Below are 13,506 nucleotides of genomic sequence, written 5' to 3'. Positions count from 1 at the left end.
TCCAAGAGTGAAAAGTCGCCACCTGTTGCTGCGAATCAACCGGGGTGCAGTTTGTTCCTTTCGACGGAGCTCTGAAGTGCTGCGGACCAGAATCGAGGGTCTAAAAAACTATATGGGCGAGGTGGATGATGGGCAATGGCAGCTCTGTAGGAGCGGTCTCTTCCAGGTAGGGACAGGCTGAGTTTCCTGAAGATTTCATATCCGCTGCTATAGAGGCGATCAGCATCAGCAATACCCTCTATCTCCCAGCGATTTTGCTATCCTGCGCCCCTTTTCCCCACCGCAAGGAACGCAGGTATGACCCAGCCCATTGGCAGCAGTCCGCAAACAAGGGCTGGCCAACAGCGTCACCTGCAACACCTCGTTTTGCGCCTTACCCCAGCACTCTTGCTCGGCCTCGTGCTCATCACCCCCACCGCCCAAGCCAACCCCACCACTACCTACCGCGGCACCCTCGGCGACACCCCGGTTGAACTGGCCCTAACCTACGACTCCCAATACGGCGGCGGTATGTCCGGCTATTGGTTCTCCGAGTCCGAGCGCCTGCCGATGGCGTTGGAATCCACGCCTTTCCATTCCGGCTCTGCGCTCTTGATCAACATCATGGACAACCCGACCCTGCCGGCGACGGCGGTGTCGTTGCAGCCGTTCGCCGAGGGGGCGGATGCGTTGCAGGGCAGTCTGGTGGATCTGCGTACGGGCACGCAGCAGCCGTTGCAGTTGCAGCGGGTGACGCGCTTTGGCGGCAGTCAGCGGGAGGCGTTTGAGGGGGAGTTGTTGCAGCCGGTGTTCGATCGGGATTTCTATTTCAGTGTGCATGCCGCGCGCAAGGCCGGGGAGGAGGTGGCGCAGGTGGACAGTATCCGGGTGATCAGCCGGGCCACCGGTAAGCGGGTGCAGGAGATTAGCGGGCAGTGGTGTTTGTCGTCCGTGGGCACCAAGACGCTGACCTTCGGGCATTTTCATGCCGAGGCGCGGATGGATTTTCAGGTCCAGGGCTATCGCGTGGAAGCGTCGGATGGCCGGGTGTGGTGCTCGCCCACGCGGTATTACCTGTACAACCGGGATCTGCGGACCTACCGGAGCCATCCGCAGTTGGAGCAGTTTGCCGCGCAGGGTGATCTGCGCTTTTCCCCCAGTGGCCAGATGGAGTTCAGCCAGCAGGACTTCATCAATTACGACCAGCGCACTCGGCGTTGGGATTATTACCGGGTGATTACCCCTGAGCGTTTGGAATATCTGTCGTCGGGCGAGGAGCGTTTCTGATGCGCGGGTTTGATGTTGCTCGGGGGCTGGCGGTGCTGGTGTTGGCGCTGTGGCTGTTGCCGGCGCAGGCGTCCCATGGGGTGTATGAGGGGACCTTGGGCAAGCAGGCGATTGTCTTGACCCTGGGCAGCCAGAATGCCGTGTATCAGGGCACCTATGCCTATCAGCGCTATCGCACGCCGATCCGCCTCAAGCCGACCTTCAGCTACAGCAACAAGACGCTGGCCATGGATGAGCTGGACGAGCAGGGCTTGCCGGTGGCGCGTCTGCAGTTCAATGACTTGCTGAACTCCCGCCAGCAGGAGCAGGTGCGCGGCACCTGGACCAGTTATCGCACGGGCAAGACGTTGCCCATTGCGCTGAAGCTGGTGGGCCTGGTGGATTCGGATCGCTCGTGGCCGCAGCCGGTCACCACGCTGCTGCAGAGTGCTTCCACTAAACGCTGGTATTTCCAGGTGCCGATGCCGGGCAATGATCAGCGGATCACGACGGTGGAGGTGATGGACAAGGCCACCGGCAAGTTGCTGCAGAGCCTGGCGGTTGCGGCGCCAGGGTGTCGCAACCTGGGGGTGGATACCTTGCAGGTGCAGGGTGAGGGGGAGCAGGTGCGGATTGGCTTTCAGGACTGCAAGTTGCCGTGGTTTGCGTGGAATGCGGGCAGTGGGCGGTTTGAGCCGTTGCCTTGAGGCAGGGGATGGAAGCGTTGGGTAATGGAACAAGGATCAGGTGTTGAACGTGGAAACTGTGGAGCCCCGTATGGATGACAAGCAATCCCCTGTGCTGATCCAGGTGTACATGGCCGATGACGGTGGCGCCGTTCGCGAGGAATTGCTGGCGCGACGCATCGATGAGCATACCTACGAGTTGCTGTCCTCGCCGGGCCTGGCGCAGAACCTGGCGCGGGGCGATATCGTTTCAATCCGCAATCCCGATGCCCCGGCGCAAGTGCTGCGCCGGGGCGGGAATTTCTGCATTCAGATCTATGCCGATTACATTGATCCGGCGGTGATCAGTGCGCTTGAAAACGAGGTCGCTGGTGAACTGAGCGGAACCCTGGATGTGCTGTTCGAGGGGAACCTGTCATTCGCTGTTCCCGCGAGGAATGGCATGGACCGTATCAATGCGGTGTTCGATCGCTTCCGCGAGCAAACCGGGATCGAGTGGTACTACGCCAATGTCTATAAAAACCTCGATGACGATGAGGACGAGACGCTGTTGAACTGGTGGTTGGACGTGTGATCATCCTTGGGGCTGCCGCCAGAGCGACCAAGTAACCGACCAAGTAACCGATCAAGCAGGTTGGCAGCTTCGAGTCGCCGCAGAGTGATGCACCTAGACTTACCACGGCTCTCTTGAGGACACCTTCGCCGGTAACCCGGCTCCGACCCCGTAAGGCAAATCTGTATTTTCGGTAAGCAGTGGCTGCCCTCGATGATTGCGGCCACCCTCGGTGATGAGTAGATCAAACGTCCACCCCTTGCGATGCCTGGTTGCGGCAGGGGTATTGGTCTTTCCAGCGCCAGCAGGTTGTGTCGGACGAATGCCTGTCTGTTCGTCTGTACGGCCTTGCCGTAGATGGTGGAGCCATGTATGCCGTCATCGAAACCGAGGTCTTCAAGCGTTACGCCGAGCCGATCTGGAATGACACCGAGCGCTTGGAATTCATCACCTGGTTGGTCGCAGACCCATGGGTTGGAGACGTCATCCCCGGTGCCGGAGGGCTGCGCAAGGTGCGCTGGTCGTGCAGTGGCATCGGCAAGCGCGGTGGCACACGGGTCATCTACTACAACTTGCTTTCGGAAGGTCTTATTTGGTTGCTGATCGTCTACACCAAGGCGAAGTTAGACAACCTGCCCATGGGCTTTCTGAATCAATTGAAAGAGGAAATCAGGCATGGACCATGAACTGCAGCAGTTTCAGAAGGATTTGCTGACTTCGGTGGGCCAGATGAAAGCCGGCAAGGCGGCGCGTGCAACGGTGGTAAAACTGTCCGGGGCGGCAGAGGCCCGGGCTAAGGTGGGGCTCTCTCAGAGTGCGTTCGCCACGCTGTTGGGGGTCAGCCTGCGTACACTGCAGGATTGGGAGCAAGGCCGGCGCCAGCCGACAGGCGCGGCTCAAACGCTGCTGCGTGTGGCCAGCCAGTACCCTGAAGCCTTGCGGGCTTTGCAGCCGGTTTGATGGCGAGTAGACCAGGCGCTGACAAGCCGGTCTTGATGACCGGCTTTTTTGTGTATGCCTGACAGATTCGCATAGTCACTGGTTTGCCTGCGAGGGTGTCCTTGAGACTGCCTTCGCCGGCAAGCCGGCTCCTACGGGAGAGGTAGGAAGGGGCCGTCTGCCTTAGAAGTTCACCGAAGCACTCAACCGTGCCGTCAGCGGCGCGCCCTGGAACAGGTAGTCGTCGCCCATGTATTCCCCGGCATCGCGCCAGTAGCGTTTGTCGAACAGGTTGTCCACGGTCAGGCGGAACACGGTGTCGTAGCCATCAATGCGGGTGCTGTAGCGGCTGCCGATGTTGAAGATGGCGTAGGCGCCGGTGGCGACGTTGCCCTGGCGGTCGGCGTATTTGCTGGCGCTGTATTGCATGCCGCCCAGCAGGGCCAGGCCGTCGAGCCAGGGCAGGGCGTAGTCGCCTTGGAGGCTGGCCCGCAGGCGGGGGACGTTGAGGCTTTGGTGGCCTTCGTAGGCCGGGGTGCCGCTGCCCTCGACCCGGGAGCGGATCGCCGCGACGCTGGCGGCAATCTGCAGGCGCTGGGTGGCCCAGCCGTTGGCGGAGAGCTCCAGGCCGGTGTTCTTTTGCTGGCCCTGCTGGACGTAGGTGAAACCGCCGGAGGCATCGGGGCGCGAGTACTGGTAGGCCTGGCGCATCTGGAACAGGGCGGCGGTAAAACTCATGCGCTGCCAGTCGTATTTGATCCCGGTTTCAATTTGGCGCGAGACGGTGGGGGCCAGGGTGTCGCTACTGTTACTGGCGAACCAGGGCGCCTGACCACCCAGGCTCAGGCCCTTGCTGTATTGGGTGTATAGCGACAGTTCGCTGATCGGTTTGTAGATCAGCGCCGCTTGGGGCAGGAACATGTAGCGCTGGGTGTGACGATTGCGCACGCCGTCCTTGTCGAAGCTTTCTTCGTCGAGGCGTACTTCGCGTCCGCCGAGGACGGTCTGCCACTGTTCGTTGAAGCTGATGCGATCGCTGAGGAACAGGCCGTATTGGCGGCTGTCGAGGCGTTTGTGGGAGTCCTTGAGGGCTCCATCAAAGCGCGAAAAGTTGTCCGGGTCGCTGTTGATGTTGCCGCTGCCGATCATCTCGTTGATGGACTCGCGCCGTTCCACCACTCGACGGAACGCACTGGTCCCCACCGTCAACTCATGGCCCAGGCCCGCGGCATCGAAACGACCATTGAGCAGCGCCTGTACTTCATCGTTGCGCCGGGTGTCGTCGGGGCTGCGGAAGTCGTAGATGTCGTAGTTGCCTTCCGGGCTGAAGTGGTTGGGCACCTTGATGCCGGCACAGCTGGGAGAACCGTAGCAACCCCAGGCAAACGAGCTGTAGTCGTCGATCACCACCTTGCTGCGCGACGCACTGAGGTTGCCCTTCCAGTCGTCGTTGAAGCGGTATTCGAAGTTGCCGCCGATGTTCAGCGATTCATTGGCCACAGGCTTCGACCCGCTCTGATGCCCCAGGAGCTTTTTCGGTGAGGCGTGGTGGGGCAGGCTGGTGCCGCCCAGTAGCTGATAGCCCGGTGCCGAGCGCTGCTGCTTGTTCTGGTATTCGACATCCAGTTGCAGCAGGGCGTTGGGGCTGATGTTCCAGTCCAGGGCCAGGGAGGCGAAGTCGCGCTGGCCGTTGGTGTGCTCGACGTAGGAGTGCAGGTCTTCATGGGCCAGGTTGGCGCGCAGGCCGAACTGCTGTTCGCTGCCAAACCAGCCGCCGACATCGGTGGCCAGGTAGCCGCTGCCGCGATCGTCGGTGGCGACGGTCACCGAGCGGATATCCGTGGGCCGCTTGGTCACGTAGTTGATCAGGCCTCCCGGTTCGCTGACACCGCTTTGCAGGCCGGAAAGGCCCTTGAGCAGTTCCACCCGCTGCTTGTTTTCCAGGGCCACGTTCTGCTCGCCGGTGATGGTGCGGTTGTTGATCTTGTAGTTGCTGGCGGCGTTCAGCGAGAAGCCGCGCACCTCGAAGTTCTCGTAGTAGCCCACCGGCGCGTAGCTCTGGCCCACCGAGGCGTCGTTCTTCAGCACGTCGCTGAGCAACCGGGCCTGCTGGTCGAGGATCATGTCTTCATTGATCACGCTGATGGCGGCCGGGGTGTCCAGCAGCGGCGTTTCGCTGAAGCCGCCCACCGACGCACTGTCGCTCTGGTAGCCGGAAGGCGCTTGCGTGCTGATGGTCTGGGTTGGCAGTTCGGTGGCGGCGTTGGCCACGGCGTGGCTGCCGGCCAGCAGCAGGCCCAGGGTCAGGCGATGGCCGGGTAAGCCGACGCTGAGGACGGATGAGCGGGACGTCGGGGGAGCGGGGGGCATGAATTTTCCTTGAGGGCACCACAGCCAGCAGCGTAAGGCCGGGCAGGCCCTTGAAGCAGCGGGTGGGCTTGGGCAGTAGCGGGGCAGCGCAGCGGGTATCCGGTTTACAGGCGGCTATTGCAGGTTCGCAGCATCGGACGGGCGCCATCATACAAGCTGTGGCGAGAGGGTAAAGGCACAGGGCCGGCTGGCCGCACTGGCGGATGCCGGCCCTGATGGTTGGAACAGGCTGGGCTACGAGGTGGGCTGATCGGAATTCATCTGCAGGGATTCGATCTGCTGTTCCAGGGATTCGATCTTGCCCAGCAGGATAGTGATGAGCTTTTCGTCGTGGCCTCGGGCGTCGGAGGCGACCAGGGACTTTTCCAGGCGGTCGACGATTTCGTGGTTCATGCTGCGGTTTTCCTGCTTGGCGATGCGCTTGACTTGGGTGTGAAGCTCACCAGGCAGGCGAACAATGAACTTTTGGGCGGGGGCGCACATGCCGGACCTCGGGTGATATCAAAAAGAAACATCATAGAAAGGTCGGGGCAGGCAGGGCTTCAAGAAAATTCTGAAAAAACAGTAGGATCGGGCTTGGTTTCGCCGAGCAGGCTTGGCCATCCGCCGGGTCGAATCTGGGCATTGCGCCGCATAAATCCAGGCCGCTCAATCAAGAGCCGGGGGAGAGGGCGCCAGCCCCCTCTCGCCACCGTTGAATGTCCGTTTGCAACAAGGCCTCTGGCCGATGGCTGAGGCCCTGTGCCCGGCGTCAACGCCGATCCAACCACACCGTCTGCGCGTTGCAGAACTCGCGCACGCCGAAGTGCGACAGTTCGCGCCCGAAGCCGCTTTTCTTCACCCCGCCGAAGGTCACCCGAGGGTCGCTGGCGCTGTAGCCGTTGATGAACACGCCGCCGGTTTCCAGTTCGTCGGTCATCTGCCGGGCCCGCTCCAGGTCCTGGGTGAAGATCGTCGCGGTCAGGCCGAACTCGCTGTCGTTGGCCAGTGCCAGGGCGTGCTCGGCATCCCGGGCGCTGATGATGGCGGCCACCGGGCCGAACAGTTCCTGCCTGAAGGCGGTCATCTGCTCGGTGACGTTGGCCAGCACCGTGGGCTGATAGTAGTTGCCAGCGCCTTCGACCTTGTCGCCGCCCAGCAGCAGGGTGGCGCCTTCGGCCAGGGTCGCCTGGACCTGCTCGTGCAGCTCATCGCGCAGGTCGAAGCGGGCCATGGGGCCGATGTAGGTGTCGCTCGCCAGTGGGTCGCCCATCACCAGGGCGCGGGTGACTGCGACGAATTTGCGGGTGAACTCCGCGACCACCCCTTGCTCGATGATCAGGCGCTTGGCGGCGGCGCAGACCTGGCCGGTGTTCTGGTAGCGGCCGATCACCGCGGCCTTGACCGCTTCGTCGAGGTCGGCGTCGTTGAGCACGATAAAGGGATCGGAGCCGCCCAGCTCCAGTACGCATTTCTTCAGCGCGGCACCGGCCTGGGCGCCGATGGCGATGCCGGCGCGCACGCTGCCGGTCAGGGTCACGGCGGCGATTCGGCGGTCGGCGATGGCGCGGGACACGCCGTCCGGGGTGACGTTGAGCAGCTCGAACACGCCTTCAGGGAAACCGGCGCGCTGCATGACGTCCAGCAGCAGGTAGGCACTGCCCATGACGTTCGGCGCGTGCTTGAGCACGTAGGTATTGCCCGCCAGCAGCGCCGGCACCGCGCCGCGCAGCACTTGCCAGATCGGGAAGTTCCACGGCATCACCGCCAGCAGCGGGCCCAGGGGGCGGTACTCGATGTGTGCCTTGTTGTTTTCCACCAGGGTCGCTTCCGGGGCCAGCATGGCTGGGCCGTGCTCGGCGTACCACAGGCACAGCTGGGCGCATTTTTCGATTTCGCCGCGGGCCTGGGGCAGGGGCTTGCCCATTTCCTGGCTGATCATGCGTGCCATGGCTTCGCTGTTGTCCCGCAGGGCTTGAGCCAGGGCGTTCAGATGGCTGGCGCGTGCGGCGACGCTCTGGCGTTTCCACTGGGCGAAACCCGCGGCGGCGCGCTCCAGGGTGGCGTCGGTTTCAGCCTCGGACTGGTAGGGGTAGGCGCCGATCTGCTCGCCGCTGGCCGGGTTGATCGACAAGGCGTGGGTGTGGCTGGAAACAAGGCTCATGGCACCGTCCTGCTCGGGTGGGAATGACGGCAGGTTACGGCGCTGGCTCTTTGCTGAAAACTGAATAATATTGAGCAGGTCGTTCACGTTTGGAGAATGCTGTGGATCTGGTCCAGTTGGAAATCTTCAAGGCCGTTGCCGAGCAGGGCAGCATCAGCGCTGCGGCGCAATTGATCCACCGGGTGCCGTCGAACCTGACCACGCGGATCAAGCAACTGGAGCAGGACCTGGGGGTGGAGCTGTTTATCCGCGAGAAGAGCCGCCTGCGCCTGTCGCCGGCTGGGTGGAACTTCCTCGACTACGCCCGGCGCATTCTCGACCTGGTGGCCGAAGCGCGCCTGACCGTGGCCGGCGAGGAACCTCAGGGGCCGTTTGCCCTGGGCTCGTTGGAAAGCACGGCGGCGGTGCGCATCCCGGCCTTGCTCGCGGCGTACAACCAGCAATACGCCAAGGTCGAGCTGGACCTGTCCACCGGCCCCTCGGGGACCATGATCGAAGGCGTGCTGTCCGGGCGTCTGGTGGCCGCGTTCGTCGACGGCCCGGTGCGCCACCCGGCCCTGGAAGGGCTGCCGGTGTTCGAGGAAGAGATGGTGCTGATCGCGCCCCTGGGGCATGCGCCGATTACCCGGGCGCGGGAGGTCAATGGCGAAAGCATCTACGCCTTTCGCGCCAACTGCTCCTACCGCCATCACTTCGAAAGTTGGTTCACCCAGGACGCGGCGGTGCCGGGCAAGATCCACGAGATGGAGTCCTACCACGGCATGCTGGCCTGCGTCAGCGCCGGCGCCGGGCTGGCACTGATGCCCCGCAGCATGCTGGAAAGCATGCCCGGTTGCGCCACGGTGAGCGTTTGGCCGCTGTCCCCGCGCTTTCGCTTCCTGCGCACCTGGCTGGTCTGGCGGCGCGGTACCGTGTCCCAGAGCTTGAGCAGTTTTGTGAAGTTGCTGGAAGAGCGGGGCGCGGTGCTGGCTGAGGTTTGAGGGGAGCGATGTTCAACGCCTGCTCAAGGCCAAGCGAGCCGCAAACAGTACGAAGATCACCCCTGTGGTGCGGTCCATCCACTGGATCACCTTTTCCCGCTGCAGCACACCCGCCAGGGGCCGGGTGGCGGCAATCAGCAGCAGCGACCAGACCAGCCCCAGCACCACGTGAATGCTCACCAGGCCAAAGGTCCACAGCACCAGTGGCTGCCCCTGGGGAATGAACTGCGGCAAAAAGGACACGTAGAAGATCCCCACCTTGGGGTTGAGCACGTTGCCCAGCAGGCCCTTGAGAAACCAGTTGGCCCCGGGTTTTTCAGCGGTGCCAGCGGGGGCAAAGGTGCGGCGCGGGCGCAACAGCATGTTCAGCCCCAGCCAGGCGAGGTAGGCGGCGCCGCAGTACTTCAACAGATTGAAGGCCAGCTCCGACACCGCAATCAGGGCCCCCAGGCCGAAGGCCACGGCCGCACCCCAGAGCAGGCAACCGGCGTTGATCCCCAGCGCCGCGCGTAGGGCCTGGCGTTTGCCTTCCACAGTGGCGGTGCGCAGCACCAGGGCGGTGTCCAGGCCCGGGGTCAGGGTCAGCAGGGTGGCGGCCAGGGTGAAGGCCAGGAGATTCTCGGTGATCGACATGGGGCAGGTTTCGACGTGAGGTTGCGGGCAGGTTAACAGGCCACGAGCACCGCCGCTTGTGCTGTTTCAAGCACCGGGCGAGTCCTGACTGAAACGCCGATCAGCCATAGAGGTCGGCCAGTTTGAAGGCCCAATCAGCGCTCAGCGCGATGACCTCCAACAGCATGTGCAGCAGTATCGGGACCAACACTGCGCCACTGGCTATGCGCGCGATAGCAAGCACACAGCCACAGGCAAAAAGCAGGGCGATGGACGTCCAGTTGTCGTACTGGGTGTGGAACCCGGCAAAAATGGCCGACGTCGCGATCACGGCAATCCATTTCCAGAGCTGGCTGTTCTCATACGGAAACAGCCGCAGCAGGTAATGGCGGAAATACAGTTCTTCGAGAATCGGTGGCAGCACAATCAGTGAGGCGACTTTGATCAGGGTTTGCCGTGTGTCGAGCCCCGTCAGCAATTCGTTCATGAATGCTTCTTGAGGCAGCGAAATAAACATGATGATGACGCCACACAGGGCATAGAGCGCGATGAGGCATAGCGCGCCCATTTTTAATGGCTGGATGAATGTTCGCCCGCGCAACTGCGCGGCCAGGCCGGAACGGTACTGGATGGCGAACAGGATGGACAGGGAGAGGGCGGCAGCACCACTGATGATGACGAACACCAGATAACTCTGCATCACGGTCGGCATCAGCAGGATGCCGGGTACTCCCGACAGGATGTACAACAGGGTCGCCAGAATGAACAGGCCGACCCTGGGAAAGAACCGGTAGGTAGAACGCTCAGGGGCGCAGACCCCAGGTGGGGAAAACAGATGAGTCACAGTCACTCCATGAATGTGGGATAAGCGGGGCGGCATAGTGCCACTGTCGGCGGTCGCCGGGAACCGCTTTCAGATGGCACTTGCAAAGGGCATTCAGCCTTTGCGCTTGACCAACGCCAGGTACACCCCCGAGCCTTTCCCGGGTTCTATGTAGTTCGCGCCGTCCAGGTCGGCTATCCGGGTTGGTCTCATCACCAGTTCCAGCTCCGGCGCGCCTTCGTACCATTCGTTGTTGTCGTTCAGTCCTCTTTCGAAGGCATCGAGAAATGCCTGGCAACTGTCGAACTGGCCATAGCTGTAGTTGCCTTGCTGGTCGCTGTAAAAGCGTGAGTAGCTCAGCAGCACGATGCCCCAGCGCTCGATGCGCTCACCGGGACTGGTGCGGGGGATCTGCTTGACCAGGTCCTTGCGGATTTCCCAGGTCTTGTAATAGGCATTCTTGTTGTTGTGCACCACCTTGAACTCGATGGCGGTCGAGGGCTGTTCGCCGTAGCTGTCCTCGACCCAGATATCCACCTTGCGTCGTTCTGCGGCGATCAGCCAGCGCGGCACGTTGCTGCGCGCAACGCTGATGTTGCAGGGACGGTAGTCGTCGCGTTGATCCAGCAGGCCGCCGAGATCGAATTGTTCGCGGTGGATGTCCAGCAATGCCGCTGATTCCAGGCTCAGCCACAGTTCCGGAGCAGTGGTGACCATGATGGATTTGAGGATGCGCTGGCGTTCGTCTTTTTTCAGGTGATTGAGCAGCAGCTCGGTAAAGCCGGGAACGAAGGACATGGGATCTCCTTATCAGGTCCGAATAGGTGGAGCGGTGAGGTGGATACCTATCTGTAGGAGCGAGCTTGCTCGCGATGGCTTCGACAGCGCTGCAGGTTCCCTGTGAGCGCGGGTTATCGTTGAGGTTCTTCGCGAGCAAGCTCGCTCCTACAGGGGCCGCCGGTGTTCAGTATGGGACGCGAGGTTCAGGGATGCCCAGTTGCTGTTGCCGGGCCTCGATCTGTTGGTCCACGGCGCGTTTGCCGCTGTGCAGCTTCAGGTGCTGCACGCTGGCCGGCAGTTGTGTGTCGAGCAGGGTCAGCAGATCTATCTGTGGGGTCTTGATCAGGCGCAGGTCGGCGATGGTCGAGCTGTGCAGGTGGTTGATCGCTCCCAGGCTCTTCAGGTTGATCAGGCTCAGCTTGCGCAGCTGCGGCGCACCGCCGAGGTCCAGTTGGCCGAGTTGCGCCTGGTCCTCGATCTTCAGCACTTCAAGCTGTGGAAAGCCATCCAGGTCCAGGCGGTTGAGGCCGCGGACCCGCAGGATGTCCAGTTCCTTAACGTACGGGTTGCGCAGTTCCGGCATGCCCTCGCGGCTGCCGAAGCTCACCGACAGGCTGTGCAGGCCGGACATGCCGGCCACCATGCCCAGGGGCGTCTTGGCCGGCATGCGGTGCAGGTCCAGGTGGCTGATGCCCGGGCATTGGCTGAGCACGTCCAGGTGATGGCTTTGCACACTGAGGGACAGGCTGTGCAGCTCGGGCATGGCGGCTAGCGGTGCCAGGTCGATGGCGGGGCCCTTGTCCAGGGAGAGCCGCAGTTGTTGCAGGTGCTTGAGGTTGGGCAGGGCCAGCAGCCCGGGCAGGTTGGCGCTGATCACCTGCAGGGCAAATTCCCGAAGCAGGGGCAGGCTGCCAATAGCCTCGTAATGCTCCAGGGCATCGAGGCAATCCAGGCTCAGGGACTGGACATGGGGCAGGGCCAGCAACACCCGGGCATCGAACGCGCTACCCGGGTAATGGCTATAGAAACGCACATTGAGGCGCTCGCCGAAACGGGCGCAGAGTGTGTCGAGCTGACTCAGCAGTTCGCCGTCGTACTGCTCGGCCTTGGCGAACTGGACGATGACCTGGGCCTGGTCATCGGCCTCCAGGCGGGCGCTAACCTGCGGTTCCAGGTCGGCTTGGCTGGGGGCTTGAATTCGATGGGGAAACATCAGCGGTCCTTGATGATTTTCGCCGCGGCATCATGCCATTGCACAATCCTCACGGCCATCGACCCGGCCAACTGCCGGGCCGCCCGGCAGCCAAGGTCATGGGTCGACCTGGCCCATCAGTTCGGCCACCGATTCCGGGCGCTTGGCATAACGCTGGGCCAGCACCGCGCAGACCATCAGCTGGATCTGGTGGAACAGCATCAAGGGCAGAATCAGCACGCCCAGGGTGCTGCCGGCGAACAGCACCTGGGCCATGGGCACGCCGGTAGCCAGGCTCTTTTTCGAGCCGCAGAACAAAATGGTGATGCGGTCTTCCTGATTGAAACCGAACAGCTTGCCGAGAAAGCTCGACGCCAGCAGCACCAGGGCCAGCAGGATGCAGCAGGCCACCACCAGACCGCCCAGTTCCCACAGCGGGATCTGGTGCCAGATGCCTTCGTTCACCGCCTCGCTGAAGGCGCCATAGACCACCAGCAGGATCGAGCCCTGGTCGACGAAACGCAGCCAGTGCTTGTTGCGCCCGACCCAGGCGCCGATCCAGCGCCGGGCGATCTGCCCGGCGATAAAGGGCAGCAACAGTTGCACGCTGATCTTGATGATCGCATCCAGGGTCGAGCCGCCATCGCCGTGCACGTTCAGCAACAGGGTCACCAACAGCGGAGTGAGGAAGATCCCGAACAGGCTCGACGCCGCAGCGCTGCAGATGGCCGCCGGAATGTTGCCCCGGGCCAGGGAGGTGAAGGCGATCGCCGATTGCACCGTGGCCGGCAGGGCGCACAGGTAGAGCATGCCCAGGTACAGGTCGTTGCCCAACAGCGGCGACAGCAGTGGCTTGAGCGCCAGGCCCAGCAGCGGGAAGAGGATGAAGGTCAGGCTGAACACCAGCAGGTGCAGGCGCCAGTGGCCGGCCCCGGCAATGATCGCCTCGCGCGAGAGCTTGGCGCCGTGGAGGAAGAACAGCAGGCCGATGGCGAGGTTGGTCAGCCAGCCGAAGCCCACCGCGACCGCGCCGCTGGCGGGTAGCAGGCTGGCCAGCAGCACCACGCCGATCAGGGTCAGGGTGAAGTTGTCGGGCAAAAGACGGGAGCGAGTCATAGCGGTTTCATCCGGGGGTTGCCAAGTGCAGTGGGGCGACTCTAACGTGGCTGCGCTTTACCGACTA

Annotated in this window: 14 protein-coding genes; 6 read left to right on the top strand and 8 right to left on the bottom strand. The window is 62.7% G+C overall.

The genetic code is table 11. The annotated features are described in order from the left end of the window. The first annotated feature begins 297 nt into the window (after positions 1-297). From DNK59_RS11460 to DNK59_RS11440, 5 genes are all read left to right on the top strand, one after another. Entirely contained in the window at positions 298-1,266 is a 969-nt protein-coding gene (locus tag DNK59_RS11460) for a hypothetical protein (RefSeq protein ID WP_110723266.1), read from the top strand. Then, a complete protein-coding gene (locus tag DNK59_RS11455) occupies positions 1,266-1,952 on the top strand; it encodes a hypothetical protein (RefSeq protein ID WP_110723265.1) in 687 nt (228 codons plus the stop codon). Before DNK59_RS11460 ends, DNK59_RS11455 begins: the two co-directional genes overlap by 1 nt. 70 nt (positions 1,953-2,022) lie before the next feature. Then, positions 2,023-2,505 (top strand): DUF4265 domain-containing protein, encoded by a 483-nt coding sequence (locus DNK59_RS11450; protein ID WP_110723264.1) that lies wholly within the window; start codon positions 2,023-2,025, stop codon positions 2,503-2,505. A gap of 347 nt (positions 2,506-2,852) precedes the next feature. Continuing rightward, a complete protein-coding gene (locus tag DNK59_RS11445) occupies positions 2,853-3,170 on the top strand; it encodes a transcriptional regulator (protein ID WP_110723263.1) in 318 nt (105 codons plus the stop codon). Beyond that, on the top strand, positions 3,160-3,444 hold the full coding sequence (locus DNK59_RS11440) for a DNA-binding transcriptional regulator (RefSeq protein ID WP_015636246.1): 285 nt from the start codon (positions 3,160-3,162) through the stop codon (positions 3,442-3,444). The genes DNK59_RS11445 and DNK59_RS11440 overlap by 11 nt, the downstream gene beginning before the upstream one ends. A gap of 162 nt (positions 3,445-3,606) precedes the next feature. Here DNK59_RS11440 and DNK59_RS11435 read toward each other — a convergent pair whose 3' ends face one another. The 3 genes from DNK59_RS11435 to DNK59_RS11425 all read right to left on the bottom strand — a co-directional run bounded on the left by DNK59_RS11435 (position 3,607) and on the right by DNK59_RS11425 (position 7,936). Then, entirely contained in the window at positions 3,607-5,793 is a 2,187-nt protein-coding gene (locus DNK59_RS11435) for a TonB-dependent siderophore receptor (protein WP_110723262.1), read from the bottom strand. Between the two features lie 234 nt (positions 5,794-6,027). Continuing rightward, positions 6,028-6,276 carry an Arc family DNA-binding protein gene (locus DNK59_RS11430; protein ID WP_092313208.1) on the bottom strand — a complete coding sequence of 83 codons (249 nt, stop codon included), beginning with the start codon at positions 6,274-6,276 and terminating at the stop codon, positions 6,028-6,030. 268 nt (positions 6,277-6,544) lie between these two features. Continuing rightward, complete coding sequence (locus tag DNK59_RS11425; protein ID WP_110723261.1) at positions 6,545-7,936, bottom strand: aldehyde dehydrogenase family protein; 1,392 nt, start codon at positions 7,934-7,936, stop codon at positions 6,545-6,547. Positions 7,937-8,037: 101 nt separating this feature from the next. Here DNK59_RS11425 and DNK59_RS11420 point away from each other — a divergent pair, with 101 nt between their 5' ends. Next, entirely contained in the window at positions 8,038-8,916 is an 879-nt protein-coding gene (locus tag DNK59_RS11420) for a LysR family transcriptional regulator (protein ID WP_102881744.1), read from the top strand. 12 nt (positions 8,917-8,928) lie between these two features. On the opposite strand, the gene DNK59_RS11415 is transcribed toward DNK59_RS11420, so the two are convergent. The 5 genes from DNK59_RS11415 to DNK59_RS11395 form a co-directional block, all read right to left on the bottom strand. After that, on the bottom strand, positions 8,929-9,549 hold the full coding sequence (locus DNK59_RS11415) for a LysE family translocator (protein ID WP_110723260.1): 621 nt from the start codon (positions 9,547-9,549) through the stop codon (positions 8,929-8,931). Between the two features lie 100 nt (positions 9,550-9,649). Beyond that, positions 9,650-10,372: a CPBP family intramembrane glutamic endopeptidase gene (locus DNK59_RS11410; RefSeq protein ID WP_110723259.1), complete on the bottom strand. Its 723-nt coding sequence runs from the start codon at positions 10,370-10,372 to the stop codon at positions 9,650-9,652. A gap of 93 nt (positions 10,373-10,465) precedes the next feature. Then, positions 10,466-11,149, bottom strand: coding sequence for a hypothetical protein (locus DNK59_RS11405; protein ID WP_110723258.1), 684 nt, complete (start codon positions 11,147-11,149; stop codon positions 10,466-10,468). A 166-nt stretch (positions 11,150-11,315) separates the two neighbouring features. Then, positions 11,316-12,344, bottom strand: coding sequence for a hypothetical protein (locus DNK59_RS11400; protein ID WP_110723257.1), 1,029 nt, complete (start codon positions 12,342-12,344; stop codon positions 11,316-11,318). A gap of 96 nt (positions 12,345-12,440) precedes the next feature. Then, on the bottom strand, positions 12,441-13,439 hold the full coding sequence (locus DNK59_RS11395) for a bile acid:sodium symporter family protein (protein ID WP_110723256.1): 999 nt from the start codon (positions 13,437-13,439) through the stop codon (positions 12,441-12,443). Between the last annotated feature and the right edge of the window lie 67 nt (positions 13,440-13,506).

Origin of the sequence: Pseudomonas sp. TKO26 (genome assembly GCF_003225665.1) — a bacterium.
GTDB lineage: Bacteria > Pseudomonadota > Gammaproteobacteria > Pseudomonadales > Pseudomonadaceae > Aquipseudomonas > Aquipseudomonas saponiphila.
This window is presented reverse-complemented; position numbering and strand designations above follow the sequence as displayed.